The organism is Aquabacterium sp. (assembly GCF_041909175.1).
In the GTDB taxonomy this organism is placed as follows: domain Bacteria; phylum Pseudomonadota; class Gammaproteobacteria; order Burkholderiales; family Burkholderiaceae_C; genus Aquabacterium.
The window spans coordinates 275,060-291,297 of sequence record NZ_JAYRDZ010000005.1; the positions used below are offsets into that span (position 1 = coordinate 275,060).

At 60.8% G+C, this 16,238-nt stretch carries 16 protein-coding genes and 1 tRNA gene; 10 read left to right on the forward strand and 7 right to left on the reverse strand.

Annotated features, from left to right (window positions below):
- The first annotated feature begins 59 nt into the window (after window positions 1-59).
- Window positions 60-1,682 carry an ABC transporter permease gene (locus ACE3PH_RS09680; RefSeq protein ID WP_374318440.1) on the forward strand — a complete coding sequence of 541 codons (1,623 nt, stop codon included), beginning with the start codon at window positions 60-62 and terminating at the stop codon, window positions 1,680-1,682.
- A gap of 6 nt (window positions 1,683-1,688) precedes the next feature.
- Here the strand turns inward: ACE3PH_RS09680 and ACE3PH_RS09685 are convergent, their stop codons facing one another.
- Complete coding sequence (locus ACE3PH_RS09685; RefSeq protein WP_374318310.1) at window positions 1,689-2,744, reverse strand: extracellular solute-binding protein; 1,056 nt, start codon at window positions 2,742-2,744, stop codon at window positions 1,689-1,691.
- Between the two features lie 284 nt (window positions 2,745-3,028).
- Here ACE3PH_RS09685 and ACE3PH_RS09690 point away from each other — a divergent pair, with 284 nt between their 5' ends.
- Window positions 3,029-3,793: a GGDEF domain-containing protein gene (locus ACE3PH_RS09690; RefSeq protein WP_374318312.1), complete on the forward strand. Its 765-nt coding sequence runs from the start codon at window positions 3,029-3,031 to the stop codon at window positions 3,791-3,793.
- A 122-nt stretch (window positions 3,794-3,915) separates the two neighbouring features.
- Window positions 3,916-4,470 carry a flavodoxin family protein gene (locus ACE3PH_RS09695; protein ID WP_374318314.1) on the forward strand — a complete coding sequence of 185 codons (555 nt, stop codon included), beginning with the start codon at window positions 3,916-3,918 and terminating at the stop codon, window positions 4,468-4,470.
- A gap of 197 nt (window positions 4,471-4,667) precedes the next feature.
- Here ACE3PH_RS09695 and ACE3PH_RS09700 read toward each other — a convergent pair whose 3' ends face one another.
- Together ACE3PH_RS09700 and ACE3PH_RS09705 are read right to left on the reverse strand one after the other, a co-directional pair.
- On the reverse strand, window positions 4,668-5,573 hold the full coding sequence (locus tag ACE3PH_RS09700; RefSeq protein ID WP_374318316.1) for an ATP-dependent Clp protease proteolytic subunit: 906 nt from the start codon (window positions 5,571-5,573) through the stop codon (window positions 4,668-4,670).
- A 420-nt stretch (window positions 5,574-5,993) separates the two neighbouring features.
- Window positions 5,994-6,070 (reverse strand) — tRNA-Met (locus tag ACE3PH_RS09705).
- A gap of 171 nt (window positions 6,071-6,241) precedes the next feature.
- On the opposite strand from ACE3PH_RS09705, the gene htpG reads away from it, so the two are divergent.
- Entirely contained in the window at window positions 6,242-8,131 is a 1,890-nt protein-coding gene (gene htpG / locus ACE3PH_RS09710) for a molecular chaperone HtpG (protein WP_374318318.1), read from the forward strand.
- Between the two features lie 46 nt (window positions 8,132-8,177).
- On the opposite strand, the gene ACE3PH_RS09715 is transcribed toward htpG, so the two are convergent.
- Both ACE3PH_RS09715 and ACE3PH_RS09720 read right to left on the reverse strand, forming a co-directional pair.
- Window positions 8,178-8,909, reverse strand: coding sequence for a DUF2726 domain-containing protein (locus ACE3PH_RS09715; RefSeq protein WP_374318320.1), 732 nt, complete (start codon window positions 8,907-8,909; stop codon window positions 8,178-8,180).
- A gap of 95 nt (window positions 8,910-9,004) precedes the next feature.
- Window positions 9,005-9,673 (reverse strand): GNAT family N-acetyltransferase, encoded by a 669-nt coding sequence (locus tag ACE3PH_RS09720; protein ID WP_374318322.1) that lies wholly within the window; start codon window positions 9,671-9,673, stop codon window positions 9,005-9,007.
- A 356-nt stretch (window positions 9,674-10,029) separates the two neighbouring features.
- On the opposite strand from ACE3PH_RS09720, the gene rplM reads away from it, so the two are divergent.
- From rplM to erpA, 6 genes are all read left to right on the forward strand, one after another.
- Window positions 10,030-10,458 (forward strand): 50S ribosomal protein L13, encoded by a 429-nt coding sequence (rplM, locus tag ACE3PH_RS09725; RefSeq protein ID WP_374318324.1) that lies wholly within the window; start codon window positions 10,030-10,032, stop codon window positions 10,456-10,458.
- Between the two features lie 9 nt (window positions 10,459-10,467).
- Window positions 10,468-10,860, forward strand: a complete 393-nt coding sequence (gene rpsI, locus ACE3PH_RS09730; RefSeq protein WP_374318325.1) for a 30S ribosomal protein S9 — start codon at window positions 10,468-10,470, stop codon at window positions 10,858-10,860.
- 167 nt (window positions 10,861-11,027) lie between these two features.
- On the forward strand, window positions 11,028-12,065 hold the full coding sequence (gene argC / locus ACE3PH_RS09735; RefSeq protein WP_374318327.1) for an N-acetyl-gamma-glutamyl-phosphate reductase: 1,038 nt from the start codon (window positions 11,028-11,030) through the stop codon (window positions 12,063-12,065).
- Window positions 12,065-12,784: a DUF6776 family protein gene (locus ACE3PH_RS09740; protein WP_374318329.1), complete on the forward strand. Its 720-nt coding sequence runs from the start codon at window positions 12,065-12,067 to the stop codon at window positions 12,782-12,784. Before argC ends, ACE3PH_RS09740 begins: the two co-directional genes overlap by 1 nt.
- A gap of 24 nt (window positions 12,785-12,808) precedes the next feature.
- Complete coding sequence (locus ACE3PH_RS09745; protein ID WP_374318331.1) at window positions 12,809-13,204, forward strand: polymer-forming cytoskeletal protein; 396 nt, start codon at window positions 12,809-12,811, stop codon at window positions 13,202-13,204.
- Window positions 13,205-13,238: 34 nt separating this feature from the next.
- Window positions 13,239-13,616 carry an iron-sulfur cluster insertion protein ErpA gene (gene erpA / locus ACE3PH_RS09750; RefSeq protein ID WP_374318333.1) on the forward strand — a complete coding sequence of 126 codons (378 nt, stop codon included), beginning with the start codon at window positions 13,239-13,241 and terminating at the stop codon, window positions 13,614-13,616.
- Between the two features lie 20 nt (window positions 13,617-13,636).
- Here erpA and ACE3PH_RS09755 read toward each other — a convergent pair whose 3' ends face one another.
- Both ACE3PH_RS09755 and ACE3PH_RS09760 read right to left on the reverse strand, forming a co-directional pair.
- Window positions 13,637-14,758 carry an anhydro-N-acetylmuramic acid kinase gene (locus tag ACE3PH_RS09755; protein WP_374318335.1) on the reverse strand — a complete coding sequence of 374 codons (1,122 nt, stop codon included), beginning with the start codon at window positions 14,756-14,758 and terminating at the stop codon, window positions 13,637-13,639.
- Window positions 14,755-16,041, reverse strand: a complete 1,287-nt coding sequence (locus tag ACE3PH_RS09760; RefSeq protein WP_374318337.1) for a peptidoglycan DD-metalloendopeptidase family protein — start codon at window positions 16,039-16,041, stop codon at window positions 14,755-14,757. Before ACE3PH_RS09760 ends, ACE3PH_RS09755 begins: the two co-directional genes overlap by 4 nt.
- Window positions 16,042-16,238 lie beyond the last annotated feature (197 nt).

Below are 16,238 nucleotides of genomic sequence, written 5' to 3' on the forward strand. Positions count from 1 at the left end.
AGCCCCGCAGTATCCAAGTGAGCGATTTCCCACCAAAACCCGAGTTCAGCTGGCTGTCGATGGTGTCCTTCCTGGTCGGCATCCTGATGGCGGTGCCCATCCTGTCCGTCCTGGCGCATGTCTTCATGTCTGGTACGGGCGACACCTGGCATCACCTGGTCGACACGGTGCTGGGTTCCTATATCTGGTCTACCTTGGTGCTGTGCGTGGGGGTGGGGGTCGGCACCGCCATGCTGGGGGTGGGCAGTGCCTGGCTGGTGGTGCGCTATGACTTCCCTTTGCGTGGCACCTTCGAGTGGGCCCTGGTGCTGCCGCTGGCAGTGCCTGCCTACGTGATGGCCTATACCTACACCGACCTGTTGCAGTTTGTCGGGCCGGTGCAGACCTGGTTGCGCGACACCTTTGACTGGACCCGCGCCGACTACTGGTTCCCCGACGTGCGCTCGCTCGGTGGGGCCGTGGTGATGTTCTGCCTGGTGCTCTACCCCTATGTCTACATGCTCACCCGCACGGCGTTTCTGGAACGCGCAGGCGGCATGCTGGAGGTGGGGCGTTCGCTGGGGCTGGGCCCATGGGCCAGTTTCAGGCGGGTGTCCTTGCCGCTGGCGCGACCGGCCATTGCAGCAGGTGTGGCCCTCGCTTTGATGGAGACGCTGGCCGACTTCGGCGCGGTGTCCTACTTTGGTGTGCAGACCTTCACCACCGGTATCTACCGGGCCTGGTTCTCACTGGGCGACCGGGTGGCGGCGGCGCAACTGTCTGTCGCCTTGCTGGGCTTTGTGGTGCTGGTGCTGGCGCTGGAGCGCCTGTCGCGCGGCCGTGCCCGTTTTCATGACACCACCAACCGCCGGGCAGCCCCCCAGGGGCGGCGATTGCATGGCATGCGGGCCTGGCTGGCAGTGCTGGCCTGCCTGTTGCCTTTGGCCGGCGGGTTTCTGGTGCCGGCCGGAGACCTGCTCTACATGGCCGTCACCAAGGGCGATGCGCAGTTCGGTACCCGCTTCATCGAACTGGCACGCAATAGCGTGACGGTGTCGGGCATCACGGCTGTGCTGGCTGTGATGCTGGCCGTGGTGCTGGGCTATGCCTCGCGCCTGAAATCGGCCTCCTGGTTGATGCGCGGGGTGCACCGCATGGCCGGGTTGGGTTACGCCGTGCCAGGAACCGTGATCGCTGTGGGGGTGCTGATTCCCATGTCGCGTCTGGATCAGTGGCTGATCAATGCGATCACGGCGGCCACGGGCACGAACCCCGGGTTGTTGTTGACCGGCGGCATCATCGGTCTGGTCTATGCGTGCGTGGTGCGCTTCCTGACCCCGGCGGTGCAGGGCATTGATGCGGGGCTGCAGAAGATCACCACCCACATGGATGACGCCGCGCGCAGCCTCGGGCTGAGCCCGGCCAGGACCTTGTGGCGGGTGCATTTCCCGTTGCTGAGGGGGAGCTTGCTGACCGCGGCCTTGCTGGTTTTCATCGATGTGATGAAAGAGTTGCCGGCCACGCTGGTGCTGCGTCCCTTCAACTTCGACACGCTGGCGACCCAGGCCTATACCCTGGCCTCCGATGAGCGCCTGGCCGAGGCATCAACCTCGGCACTGGCGATCGTGGTGGTGGGCTTGCTGCCGCTGATCGTGCTCAGCCGGCAGATTGCACAGGGCCGACGGGACAGCCGCCAGCCCTGAGCGGGTTCAACGCCAGCCAGCGCGGTCGAACACCTTCTGGGCAGTGGCCACGTTCTTGGCCAATTGCTCGACGGGCAGGCTGTCGGCCTTGAACTGGCCCATCGTGCGCAGGGCCGGGTTGTCGGCCTTCACGCTCGGCACCGCCGGCCACTCGTTGTTGCCATCGGCAAAGTACACCTGAGCCGCGTCGCTGGCCAGGTATTCCATGAACTTGATGGCGGCATCGGCATGCGGGGCCGACTTGATGATGCCCGCACCCGACACATTGATGTGCGTGCCCCAAGTCTGCTGGTTGGGCCACACCAGGCCCAGCGATTCCACCGTCTTGCGGTCTTCCGGTTGCGTCGAGCGCATCAGGCGGGCCAGGTAATAGCTGTTGGAAATAGCCACCCCGCATTCACCGGCACCCACCGAGCGCAGTTGGTCGATGTCGCCACCCTTGGGTTCACGGGCAAAGTTGGCCACCAGGCCGCGGGCCCAGGCTTCGGTCTTGGCTTCGCCTTCGTGGGCAATCATGGCGGCACCCAGCGACAGGTTGTAGGGGTGGTTGCCGGCCCGCACGCAGACCATGCCCTTGAGTTTCGGGTTGGCCAGGTCGTCATAGGTCTGAACCTGGTCGCGCTTGATCATGCGCTTGTTGAACACGATCACGCGGGCACGGGTCGAGAACGACACCCAGGTGTCGGTGCGCAGATTGGCCGGAATGCGGCTGTTGAGCACCGGGGAGTTGATCTTGCGGAACAGGCCCATGCGGTCAGCCAGTTCCAGCCGGCTCGCATCCACCGTGATCAGGATGTCTGCCGGGCTGTTGGCACCTTCATTGCGTAGTCGCTCCATCAGCTCATCTTCCTTGCCGTCGATCCGGTTGATGCGGATGCCGGTCTGCTTGGTGAAGTTGCTGTAGAGCGACTCGTCTGTCTGGTAATGGCGGGCCGAATAGATGTTGAGCACCTTGTCGTCTGCGTGGGCAGGCAAGGATGCACCGATAGCAGCGATTGCGAGGCTGGTCAGTGCGCCCAGCTTTTTCAGCATGGTGCGGCGCGTCGAGTGGGGGGTGTGCATGAGGGTCCTCATAACTGTCATACCTCATGTTAACAGTAATGATTCGCATTACTGCATGAAAGCCCAGCTGTTCGTGCCGATATGTGATGGTCTTGCGCGTTACAGCAAGGTAAACATACATGTATAAGCTGGACAATGGACAAATAGCCCACCGCAATTTGAAAGCTGTTTTGATGAGTCTTGACGCACTGCTGCAGGGAATTGATTCCGGAATCCAGGCGCATCTGGCGTGGAATCAGAAGTTGCTTCGTTGCGCTTTGCTGAGAAAAACGCCAGGCGACGACATGATGCGACCGCAAGCGCATCTCCACTGTCAGTTTGGTCAGTGGTTCGTGCGCGAGCGGGCCCATCTGGCTGAATTCGATTCAGGCCTGGTTGCCGATATCGATGGGGCGCACACGCGCATGCACGACGCGGTGCGAGCCATGTGCACGGCCGTGCTGGAAGGCCGTGGCGCCGACCCCGAGGCGCTGGCAGCCTATGAAAACAACCAGTCGGCCATGATCTCAGGCCTGGTGGAATTGCGTCACCGCGTGGTGCAGTTCGCCATGCGCGAAGACCCGCTCACCGGCCTGCCGCTGCGACACGGCCTGGAAAACCTGTTTGACCTGCGTTGCAAGGATGCCCATCGAAGTGGTGATCACCTGTATCTGGCGATGATCGACATCGATCGATTCAAGTCGGTCAATGACACCTTTGGTCACCCTGTTGGCGACGAAGCACTCAAGCATGTGGCGCAGTGCCTGCGCGGCGCCTTGCGTGATTCGGACACCCTGGTTCGCTGGGGCGGAGAAGAGTTTCTGGTCATGCTGCTGTGCTCGGATGGTGAGGGGGCCTCGGTGCTGGCTGAGCGCCTGCTTCGCAAGGTCAGGCAGACTCCGCTGGACCTGGACCGGGGCCCAACCTTGCACCTGTCGGTCACGGTGGGCCTGGCTGGCGTGTGCGAGGGCGACGACATGGCGCATGCCATCTACAAGGCCGATCAGGCACTGCTGCAAGGCAAGGCGCAAGGGCGTGACCGCCTGGTGCGCTGTCCGTGCGTGAAATAGAAATCGGCCGACTTGTAAAGTACTTACCTCGGCGTCAGGGGCTTGATCAGGGGGCTGTCTGCGCGGTCATGCGTCCGCAAATACCATGTTCGCCTTGATCCATCCATTTTGAAAGGCCTGACATGGCAAAGACTGTCGTCGTGTATTTCTCCGGGTATGGCCATACCCAACGTGTTGCAGCTGCCGTCGCTGAAGGCGCCAAGGCCTCGCTGCTCGCCATCGATGAACAAGGCAACCTGCCCGAAGCCGCCTGGGAAGAGCTGGCTGCCGCCGACGGCATCATCTTTGGTGCGCCGACCTACATGGGCTCGGCCCCGTGGCAGTTCAAGAAGTTTGCCGACGCCAGCTCCAAGGCCTGGTTCGTGCGCGCCTGGCAAGACAAGGTGTTTGGCGGCTTCTCGGTAAGCGCCAGCCTGAACGGCGACAAGCAAGTCACCTTGATCGGCCTGCAGACCCTGGCGTCGCAGCACGGCGGCATCTGGGTGAGCCTGGGCCTGATGCCCGCCAACAAGCAAGCCTCGACCCGTCAGGACGTGAACAACCTGGGCGGCTCGGTCGGTCTGCTGGTTCAAGCCCCGTCGGATGCTGGCGCTGACGCCATTCCTGAAGGTGACATTGAAACCGCTCGCCAATACGGCGCGCGCGTGGCCAGCATTGCGGCACGCCTGAAGGCCTGATCGCTTCGTTAGCCGGCAAGAAAAAAGCCACTCCATGGGGTGGCTTTTTGAATTCTGGTGGCGCTTCAGGGATTCGAACCCCGGACCTTAGTGACCTGTGGCGCTTTTCAGCGCCTGCTGTGGCACCAACGGCACGAGATGACGGAGCACTATGTGAGCGGCACGTGGGCGGGTGAGTTAAACCGTTGCGGTAGTCCTCACGATGGAGCACCCAAGCGCAGGTAAGCCGCGCCATTGTGGTTCTCAATCAACTTCAACACGTTTGCTCTGACCATCGTATGGCAGCAAGCGTGGTGCACTGTGAGAACTAGATCTTGCAACTCTTGATCATCTTCTAGGCATGTGACATTCAGACCAATGTCCCGGCAACGCTCTGCATGTATATGACGCCCATGCTCCTTATTTTCTTCACGGCTGGAAAGCGCCCGGACAACCTTGTTGGACTTGCTTTTCGCCTTTGGATCGTCTTTGAACATGCTTTGTTCAAGCCATCGTTTCACGATTTCTTTTGAAAGCTTGATGGCGTGTTCGCAGCTATTGAGAAACGTTGGGTGATACTTGCTGATGATCGTTTGCCACATGCGGGAGGCGCCGACGTCCGTCGACTCTTTGACCGCTCGGTCAAACTCATCCAATACACCGTACGCAGGTAAGCCATTGACCTGTGGATCGATTGGCCCAAGGTTGGATTGCTTGCCCATAAGGATCTCGCGAGATGCGCAGGCAATCATTGTTCCTGCAGACATCGCTATCTGAGGCACCACCACTCGAATGTCTCCGTTGAAGACCTTCAGGAGGTAATCAACAATCGACTCAGCAGCGGTAACAGAACCGCCTGGGGTATGAAGTATCAAGTCTAGGCCGACGTTGTGATCAACCTTGTGGACCGCTTGCATAAAGCCCACTTTGTCATCATCGTTGATAATAGATAGCGGGGTCACGGCCTGACCAGAGAGCCACCCAGAGTAGTACACGATTGTTGTCCGGCCCGTTTTGGAGCTGAGTGCTGCCAAATATTTTCTGCGAACGGTATCCAATGGAAATGGATCGCCGTTGTTGGCCAGTTGTTCAATTTCTTGTTGTAGCTCTCCCCAAGCTGGCATTTACACCCCCGCGAAGGAGTTGACCCCCGAATTCATAGGGGTGCCAAAACCGTTAACTTGTTGGATGAACGAGCCTGCACTAGGCAGTGGTGCGGCTGAAGATTTCACCATCTGAACATGCATCTCGGCACGAGTCAGCGCAGGTTTGGAAGTGGGCACTGAGGTAGTCGTAGGTTTCGCCGGTGCGCCAGTTGCGGTGTTGGCTTTTTTGGTGCTGCTCATATGAACCTCGTTCTGTCGGAGTGTTGAAATCCGACTCCCTGTTGAGAGCTTTCTCATTGTTCTGACGATGTCAATCGTCGCACCTAGTTTGGCACGCCTTCTCTTGAAAAGGCACCCCCCTAGATGACTTTTGTAGAAGATCGGTAACTTTGTAGAAAAGCCCCGTGCGCCAGAACAGCGTACGGGGCCTTTGTATAGTGGTGGCGCTTCAGGGATTCGAACCCCGGACCTGCGGATTATGATTCCGTCGCTCTAACCGGCTGAGCTAAAGCGCCAACAAGACTTAGATTGTATGACACTTTTTTGGTGGTGCGCAAGAGCCTGCTGTGAAAAAGTTGCGACAACATCGCGGCTCTTGAAATTGGCGTGTCAGCCGCCATCTGGCGAGCGCGGCCGCAAGGCGGCCGACAGATCAACGTCAACCTTGTCTTCACAACAAGCACACCATGGACAAACAGACCCTCTCGTTTCAGGCCGAAGTCAAGCAACTGCTGCACTTGGTCACGCACTCGCTGTATTCCAACAAGGAAATCTTCCTGCGTGAGCTGATCTCGAACGCGTCCGATGCCTGCGACAAGCTGCGTTTCGAGGCTCTGGACAACAGCGCGCTCTACGAAGATGCTCCGAACCTCGAGGTGCGCATCCTGATCGACAAGGCAGCACGCACGCTCACCATCCGTGACAACGGCATCGGTATGAGTGCGCAGGAAGCCATCGATCACCTGGGCACCATTGCCAAGAGTGGCACCAAGGATTTCATGGGGCGCCTCTCGGGCGACCAGCAAAAAGATGCACAGCTGATCGGTCAGTTCGGCGTTGGCTTCTACAGTGGCTACATCGTGGCCGACAAGATCACCGTGGAATCGCGCCGCGCCGGCCTGTCGGCCGAAGAGGGTGTCCGCTGGATCAGCGAGGGCACGGGCGATTTCGAGGTCGAGACCATCTCCAAGCCAGTACGTGGCACCGACATCATCTTGCACCTGCGTGAAGGTGAAGATGAGTTCCTGACGGCCTGGAAGCTGCGCGGCATCATCGGCAAATACAGTGACCACATCTCCCTGCCCATCCTCATGCAGAAGGAAGAGTGGGACCAGGACAAGGGCGAGCAGGTCACCCGTGACGAATGGGAGACCGTCAACCAGGCCGCTGCACTGTGGACGCGCAGCAAGAGCGACCTCACCGAAGCGCAGTACCACGAGTTCTACAAGCAGCTCAGCCATGACCACGATGACCCGCTGGCCTATACGCACAACCGCGTCGAAGGTCGCAGTGAATACACCCAACTGCTGTTCGTGCCCAAGCACGCACCGTATGACCTGTGGAACCGCGACAAGCGTGGTGGCCTGAAGCTCTATGTGAAGCGCGTCTTCATCATGGACGACGCTGAAGCCCTGCTGCCCAGCTACCTGCGCTTTGTGAAGGGCGTGGTTGACAGCGCGGACCTGCCGCTCAACGTCAGCCGCGAAATCCTGCAGGAAAGCCGTGACGTCAAGGCCATTCGCGAGGGGTGTACCAAGCGCGTGCTGGCGATGCTCGAAGACCTTGCCAACAACGAAGACCAGGCCAAGCGCGAGCAATACGCCGCTTTCTGGAAGGAGTTCGGTGCCGTCCTCAAGGAAGGTGTGGGTGAAGACTTTGCCAACCGCGAACGTCTGGCCAAGCTGCTGCGTTTTGCGTCGACGCATGACGAGTCGGGCGAGCCATCCGTGTCATTGGCCGATTACGTCTCTCGCATGAAAGAAGGCCAGGAGGCCATCTATGTGATCACGGGCGACAGCCTCACAGCAGCGCGCAACAGCCCGCAACTGGAGCTCTTCAAGAAGAAGGGCATCGAGGTGCTGTTGTTGACCGACCGCGTCGACGAATGGCTGCTGTCGCACCTGTATGACTTCGAGGGCAAGCCACTCCAGAACGTCACCAAGGGGGCGGTTGACCTGGGAAGCCTGCAAGACGAGGAAGAGAAGAAGAAGGCCGAAGAAGCTGCGGCCACCTTCAAGCCTGTGCTGGAGCGCCTGAAGGCCGCCTTGGGCGAACGCACCAAGGATGTCCGCGTGACCACGCGCCTGGTTGATTCGCCGGCCTGTCTGGTCACCGAGTCGGGTGACATGAGTGCCCATCTGGCGCGTCTGCTCAAGCAGGCTGGTCAGACGGCGCCCGAGGTGAAGCCGATTCTGGAGGTGAACCCGGACCACGCGTTGGTCAGGAAGCTTGAAACCAGCGCACATTTTGACGAGCTGGCACACATCCTGTTTGATCAGGCCATGCTCGCCGAGGGTGGTCAGCTGGAAGATCCTGCGGCGTATGTCCGCCGTGTCAACGCATTGCTGGCTGGTTGATCCGGCAGTCGCATCAGGCCTGGGGCCTGATGCCGGGCCCTGATGTTCAGGCCGTCTTCTTGTGGGAGACGGCCTGTTCGCTTTCCAGGGGCATGGGTTCGCTCAGGTTGACACCGTCAAACCGGCTGTCCATCGAGAAGAACGAGTCCTGCGCAAAGCTCGACTCTGCCCAGCGAGCCGCCCGCTCCGCACGCCGCGCCTTGAGCTTGCGGGCAATTTCATTCCCGGCGTTGCTGATGGGGGTGGCTGGTTGAGATGGGAGCACGGACGGCTCAGGCGAGGCGATGTGGTTTTGCCCCAGTACCCACGGGGCCAGCAAGGCACCTTGGGGCCATTGCCCGGACTGGCAGCGCAGATAGCGCACGCGTGCCGATTCGAGTACGGTCTCCTTCATGCGCTGCGACCGCGAAGATTGCGGCTTGTGCCGCGATTCGAGGTCGATCACGCTCATCACGGTGCCGTTGATGGTGCAGATGGCGAACGAGACATTGAGCGTTTGCAGCCGGTCATACCAGCGGCGGGCGTCAAACCCTTGTGCGGGCTGGCAAAAACGCATCACATTGAGCTTGGCCAGGATGACGTGGTTGGGCAAGGCGGCCTGCAGTGCGCGGAACAGCGCACGCTCTTCAGTGGTGAAGACCGGGCGGGCGTTGAGATGCCACTGATGTGGCCAGATGGCTGCTCGCCGCCGTTTCAGCGCCATCCAGATGACATGCAGAAGCCACCCGACCAGTACTGCGACGCCGGCTGTGCCCAACAAGATGGGATCAAGGCGCATGTGAGAACTCCATGCGCATGATGTTATCCATGCATGCCTGTGTGTATATCCCCGGATAAGGGGCGCTTGTTCCGGGGTGTTTCAGCGTTTGCAGCTCAAGACACCTGGTGCTTGATCCAGTCGCTGAGGTGCAGGGCCTGGTACTTGGCGCGGTAGACCAGTTCGGCGGCAATCGATTGAATCGAGCTGTCGATGTGGGTGCCCACCGTGTCAGGGGGGAGCTTCAGCCAGGCTTCGGCATCCGGGCCGTCACGCTCGATGGTGGCACCGGCCTTCATGGCGATGCGCAGCATGGGGGCGTTTTCCGTCAGCGCATGGATCATCATGTGGCTGGCGCCGCGGTTGCGGGCATGCATCATGGCGTGGTTGAACAGGCGCATGCCCAGCCCCTTGCCTCGGCCACTGTGCAGCACCGATACGCCAAACTCCATGGCCTTGCCGCGATTTTGGTCACCCGGCATGCCGGCCAGATGGGCCACCGCCACCAGTTCCAGCTTGCGGTTGAAGATGCCAAACACCTCGTCGCGGTGGAAGTCGATGGAAGCGACATACCGGCGGATCTGCTCCTCGTTCACCTGGAAGCCGAAGCGCAGATAGCGATCCCGCTCATCCAGCGTGAGCAGGTGCTCCAGGATGCGCGGGCGATGGCGCGCGTGCAGATCACGGATGGGAATCCAGTGATGGTGTTCAGTCGGGGCGCTGACCGGGCCTTCTTCCAGGCCGAAGCGATCCAGCTGCTCTGATTCGGTCGAATGTTTGGTCATGGTCTGATCCCCTTGTGTCGTCGGCTGGCACAGCACGGCTGCACCCGGGTGAACCTAGGGTTTTCCCGCACTCTATGGGAATTCACCGGTCCGCGCAAGCACCTGCATCAAGCCGTGCGCGTTTGATGCCATAAATTGCACGATAGTGTGCCTCTTGCCGGCTTGCGGTGTTTACGTATAGAATCCGCAATTCCCGTCATGGCTGCCGGGAGAATTCGCAGTGAATTGGATGTCTCTTTCAGAGATGTCTGCGCTGCCGGAGAGGCCACCACGCCTGTGGTCCCGTTTTCGGGTCACAACATAAGAAGTGGCACCAAAGGTAGCAGTCAGCCAGTTTTAACCACTTAGGAAATCTCATGAAGACCTTCAGCGCCAAGCCGGCCGAAGTGCAACACGAGTGGTTTGTGATCGACGCCACCGATAAGGTGCTCGGACGAGTGGCCAGCGAAGTCGCTCTCCGTCTGCGTGGAAAACACAAAGCCATTTACACGCCGCACGTCGACACCGGTGACTTCATCGTCGTCATCAACTCGGACAAGATTCGTGTCACTGGCAACAAGGCCATTGACAAGGTGTACTACCGTCACTCGGGCTTCCCGGGCGGCATCTACGGCACCAAGTTCAAGGACATGCAAGCCAAGCACCCTGGTCGCGCCCTCGAAAAGGCCGTCAAGGGCATGCTGCCCAAGGGTCCCCTGGGCTACGCCATGATCAAGAAGCTGAAGGTTTACGCTGGCGACACGCATCCGCATGCTGCCCAGAACCCGAAGCCCCTGGAAATCTAAGGAGTGGCCATGATCGGTAATTGGAACTATGGCACTGGCCGTCGCAAGTCGTCGGTCGCTCGCGTGTTCATCAAGAAGGGCACCGGCCAGATCGTCGTCAACGGCAAGCCTGTTGAACAGTACTTCGGCCGCCAGACTTCGATCATGATCGTCAAGCAACCTCTGGTGCTGACGAACAACGCCGAAGCGTTTGACATCAAGGTCAACGTGCACGGTGGTGGCGAATCCGGTCAAGCTGGCGCTGTGCGCCACGGCGTGACCCGCGCTCTGATCGACTACGATGCAGCGTTGAAGTCCGAACTGAGCCGCGCAGGCTTCGTGACTCGCGATGCCCGTGAAGTCGAACGTAAAAAGGTCGGTCTGCACGGCGCTCGTCGTCGTAAGCAGTTCAGCAAGCGCTGATCCCCGACCCGCCCGGAGCCGGTTCATCTGGCTCTGTGCACCAAACCCGCCTGGCGTCATGCCCTGGCGGGTTTTTTCTTGGTGCGTCACATTCTCATACGTCGAGTTGCGGCATCCTTTCTACAATGTCGGACTCGGCTTTCCAGCCAGGTAGAAGAAGGTATCTCATGATCAAGGTCGGTATCGTTGGTGGCACGGGCTACACCGGAGTTGAACTGCTGCGCCTGCTGTCGCAGCACCCTGAGGTTCGCATTCAGGCCATCACCAGCCGCAAGGAGGCTGGCATGCCGGTGTCGGACATGTACCCGAGCCTGCGTGGTCATGTCGACCTGGCCTTCGTGACGCCTGACGATGCCAAGCTGACCGAGTGCGATGTGGTGTTCTTTGCCACCCCTCATGGTGTGGCGATGGCCCAGGCTCGCGAACTGCTTGCCGCTGGCGTCAAGGTGATCGACCTGGCAGCTGATTTCCGCCTCAAGGACACGGCCGTATTCGAGCAGTGGTATGGCATGGGCCACACCTGTCCGGACATCCTGGCTGAAGCCGTGTACGGCCTGCCCGAACTGAATCGCGAAGCCATCAAGAAGGCCCGCGTCATCGGCAACCCCGGTTGCTACCCGACGTCGGTGCAACTGGGCTTTGCGCCTTTGCTCAAGCACAAGCTGATCGATCCGACCCACCTGATCGCCAATTGCGCTTCAGGGGTGTCCGGCGCGGGCCGCAAGGCCGAAGTGCACACCCTGATGGCTGAGGCCTCGGACAACTTCAAGGCCTACGGCGTGAAGGGCCACCGCCATGGTCCCGAAATCAACCAGCAGTTGCGCACCATTGCGGGTGATGACCGTGTCAACTGCCTGTTTGTGCCGCACCTGCTGCCGTTGATCCGGGGCATCCATTCCACCTTGTACGCGCGCCTCAACAGTGAAGGCCAGGCGGCTGATCTGCAGGCCATCTACGAAGCCTTCTACCAGGGTGAGCGTTTCGTCGACGTGCTGCCGGCTGGCAGTGCCCCTGAAACCCGCAGCGTGCGGGCCAGCAACACCGTGCGCATCGCCGTGCATCGCCCGCTGCCTGACACCGTGATGGTGCTGGTGGTGGAAGACAACCTGACCAAGGGTGCTTCCGGTCAGGCCGTGCAGTGCATGAACCTGATGTGCGGCCTGGATGAACACCTGGGCCTGACCCTCGTACCTGTGTTGCCCTGATGCGTTGGCGCTTGCTTCGACGGCGCCTGTCCATCAGCGCGCCCCGCATGTCGGTGCGCAGCCATGTGCCCTGGCCTGTGCGCTGGGCCATGGTGGCCCTCATGCTGGGTTTTTCCGCGGCTTTGGCGCTGTGGGCTTTCGAGTTCGGCAAGAACCTGGCGGGCATTGGCAGAGGGGGGCAAAGCCTGGTGCAGCAGGTGGAGTCGCTCAAGCAGCAACTCGATAATGTGTCGCAAGAGCGAGACCGGGCACAAGCGCTGGCCAATGTGGCCGACAGCCTGATCAAGGCGGAGCGCGCCACGCAGGCGCGGCTGGCCGAGCAGGTCAAGACGCTGGAGGCCGATAACCAGGCCCTGCGCACCGACCTCGGGTTTTTTGAGCACCTGCTGCCTGCTACAGGCAAAAGCGTGTCGGTGCGGGGGCTGGAAGTGGAGCCTGCGGGTGCCGGCACACTGAAATTCAGGCTGCTGGTCATGCAGCAGGGCGGGCGGGCGCAGCCCGATTTCAATGGCCGGTTCGAGTTGAGCGCCTCAGGTGTGCAGGATGGCAAACCCTGGGCTGCGACCGAACCCCTGGTGAAGCAGGCCTTGCAGTTCAAACAATATCGACGCATTGAAGGGCTGGGACAATACCCTGCCCACGCCGTGGTGAAGCAGGTGCTGGTGCGCGTCCTTGACGACAATGGCAAGGAAGTGGCATCCCAGCTTCTGCACTTGTGATGGATGTTCTGAAGGAGCTTTGAGATGTTTGGCTTGAAGAAGACCCCGCCCATTCGCACCCTGATCGGTGAAGGCACTGCCATCACCGGCGAAATGCAGTTTGTTGAAGGGCTTCGCATTGACGGCGAAGTCAAAGGTGACATCGTGGCGACCGGCGAGGGCCGCTCTGTCCTGGTCATCAGTGACAAAGCCAAGGTCACCGGCAAGGTCAAGGCAGACCATGTCATCATCAACGGGCTGATTGAAGGCCCTGTCGAGGCCACCCAGTTGCTCGAATTGCAGCCCAAGGCGCGCATCGTGGGTGATGTGTATTACGGTGCACTTGAAATGCACCAGGGTGCCACCATTGCTGGTGGTTTGCACCCCTTGAAGAATGAAGACGACAAGCCGGCGCTGAAGCTGGCCTCGAACAACGGCTGAGAGATCTCGCTCTTTTTGTTATCTGGAGACCCCCATGACTGCTGCTATCCAAACCTCCCCTGAAGCTTTTGCCGACGCCCCTCCGGCTCCGATCATCTTCACCGACAGCGCTGCCAACAAGGTGGCGGAGCTGGTTGCTGAAGAAGGCAACCCTGACCTGAAGCTGCGTGTGTTCGTGCAGGGTGGCGGCTGTTCCGGCTTCCAGTACGGTTTCACCTTCGACGAGATCGTCAACGAAGACGACACCCAGATGGAAAAGAACGGCGTGACCTTGCTGATCGACGCCATGAGCCTGCAGTATCTGGTGGGCGCCGAGATCGACTACAAGGACGATCTGGAAGGTTCGCAGTTCGTTATTCGCAACCCGAATGCGCAGACCACCTGCGGTTGCGGTTCGAGCTTCTCGGTCTGACCTGGACCGCGGCAGGCGGTTCAGCCTGCCGGATACAGGGCGCCGAGCACCCTCGGCCCACGTGCCCCTGTCACAGTAGGTTCGTTGGCAGACAATCGGTGCACATGCCGATACGCGAGCCAGGCGAAGGCGGCGGCCTCCATCTGCATCACGGGTAGGCCAATGGCATCCGATGGCACCACCTGGATGCCTGGCAGGTGACGCTCGATGCGCTGCATGAGCGCCTGGTTGAAGGCGCCGCCACCACACACAATGACCTGGCTGCACGCCGATGCGTGCATCTGAATGGCCATGGCAATGCTCCGGGCGGTGATCTCGCACAGGCTGGCCTGAATGTCGTGGGCGGGCGCATGGTGCAGGCCACACGCCGTCAACCAGTTCTGCAGCCACACCTCATTGAACAGATCTCTTCCGGTGCTTTTGGGCGGTGGGCTCATGAAGTACGGGTGAGACAGTGCTTGCGCTACGGCCGCCTCTCTGTGCTGCCCCGTAGCGCCCCACGCGCCGCCGGCATCGTAGGGTGCGCCGGTATGGCGTTCGCACCAGCTGTCCATCAAGGCGTTGCCCGGACCACAGTCGAACCCCAGGGGGGGTCTGTCTCGTTGGATGATGCTGATGTTGGCGATGCCGCCAATATTGAGCACCACCGCATCCTCAGCCTGGAGGCTCTTCAGCAGGGCTGAATGGAAGGCAGGCACGAGCGGGGCGCCTTGTCCGCCGGCTGCGATGTCTCGGCTGCGAAAGTCCGCCACCACGTCGATACTGGTCAGTTCTGCCAGCAAGGCTGGCGCCTGCAGTTGCACGGTGTAGCCACATTCCGGTCGATGGCGGATGGTCTGGCCATGTGCACCAATGGCCTGGACAGCGTTGGCTGCGATGCCCGCCTGCTGGCAGACGTCGGCAACCACTTCGGCATACAGCCGGGTCAAGTCTTGGGCGGCGAGCGCGGCCGCATGGATCTCATCTTCGCCCGGGCTGTTCAAGGCCATCAGGCTGGCTTTGAGCTCCGCAGGGAAGGGGTGATGGGCGTGTGCCCGGGTCTGCCATGGGTGTCGCTGGAAGTCGATGAGCACGCCATCGACACCATCCATCGACGTGCCGGACATCAGACCGATGTACAGCCCGCCGGGCATCTCACTCATTCGACGCGTGCACCAGACTGGATGGCGGCCATGCGCTGCTGGTCAGCACTTTGCAGCCGCTGAGCCACGGTGGTCGCCATTTGACGGAACTGCGCCAGAGCCTGGGCAGACAGCTGCGTGCTCTCTGATGCCCGAGCAATGGTCATGGGATCGATCTGGCGGCCGCTGACCTTGAATTCGAAATGCAGGTGGGGGCCCGTGGCCCAGCCAGTTGCGCCCACATTGCCGATTGGCTGGCCTTGTTCAATGGTTTGGCCCACCCGCACGCCGATGCGGCTCAAGTGAGCGTAGACCGTCATGCGGTCGCCACTGTGCTGGATCTGGATGACATTGCCATAGCCACGCTGCTGGCCAGCGAACGAAACACGGCCATTGCCGACCGAGCGCACGGGGGTGCCGGTGGGGGCGCCGTAATCAACCCCGAGGTGGGCTTTCCATTGCTGCAGGATCGGATGGAAACGCATGGAAAAACCGGAGGTGACCCGCGAAAACGCCAGAGGTGACGCCAGGAATGCGCGCGTCTTGCTGCGTCCGGTCAGGTCGTAGTAAGCGCCTTTGTGGCCTGCTTCCTGGAACCAGACGGCATCGTGTGTCTTGTCCTTGTTGATGAAGCGGGCTGCCAGCACGCGGCCTGCGCCGCCGCCCCAGCTGATGGGTTCGCCATCGGCCATCTGGGCTTCGTAGAGCACGCTGAAAGCGTCGCCCTTGCGCAGTTCACGGCGGAAGTCGATGTCCGTCCCGAAGATCTCAGCCACCTGATTGGTGATCGAATCCGGCACGTGAGCATCATCAGCCGCGGCATACAGGGAAGACTGGATCAGCCCGGATGCCAGCTTCGGCGTGATCGTGAGTGCTGCTTGCTCCGTGTGGGCAGTCAGCTTGGCATCTTGAGCGCCGCGCTCGATGGTGAGGCGGGTGAAATGGGTTTCGATCTGCTCGGTATTCTGGGCGGGACCACGGGCTACCAGTTCAAGCAACTTGCCATCGGCCGCCTTGGCCTTGACCATCTTGCCAGCGCGGCCCATCAGCAGCGTGCGGGCGACCGGATCCTTGCGCAGGAACTCGGCCGCTTCGGCATCATCAATGCCCAGACGTTGCAGCAGCGTGTCCACGGTGTCACTGGTGCGTGTCAGGTCGCTGCGATACAGGGCGAGGGTATGCACATCCAGTTGGTCAATCTGCTCTTTGAGCAGCGGCGACTCGACAGGCTCGCTGACCTGGGTCACTTTGACGGGGGTGGATTCGGGTTGCGCCGTCAGCGGGGCCACACCGAAGGCAGTCATGGCGGTGCCCGCGAGCAGAGCCAGTACGGCGCCTGCAACACGATGGGGGTGACGGTGGAGCACTGCTTGGGTGCGTTGGAGACCTTGGGTGGCGGTGGTGCGCCAAGTCTGGGCTGATTGGAGCAAGTCGTTCTGTGCCAAAGCGTCAATTCCTGCTGGGAGAAGGGGCTGTCGCCTAAAATCAGCCCCCGCCATAC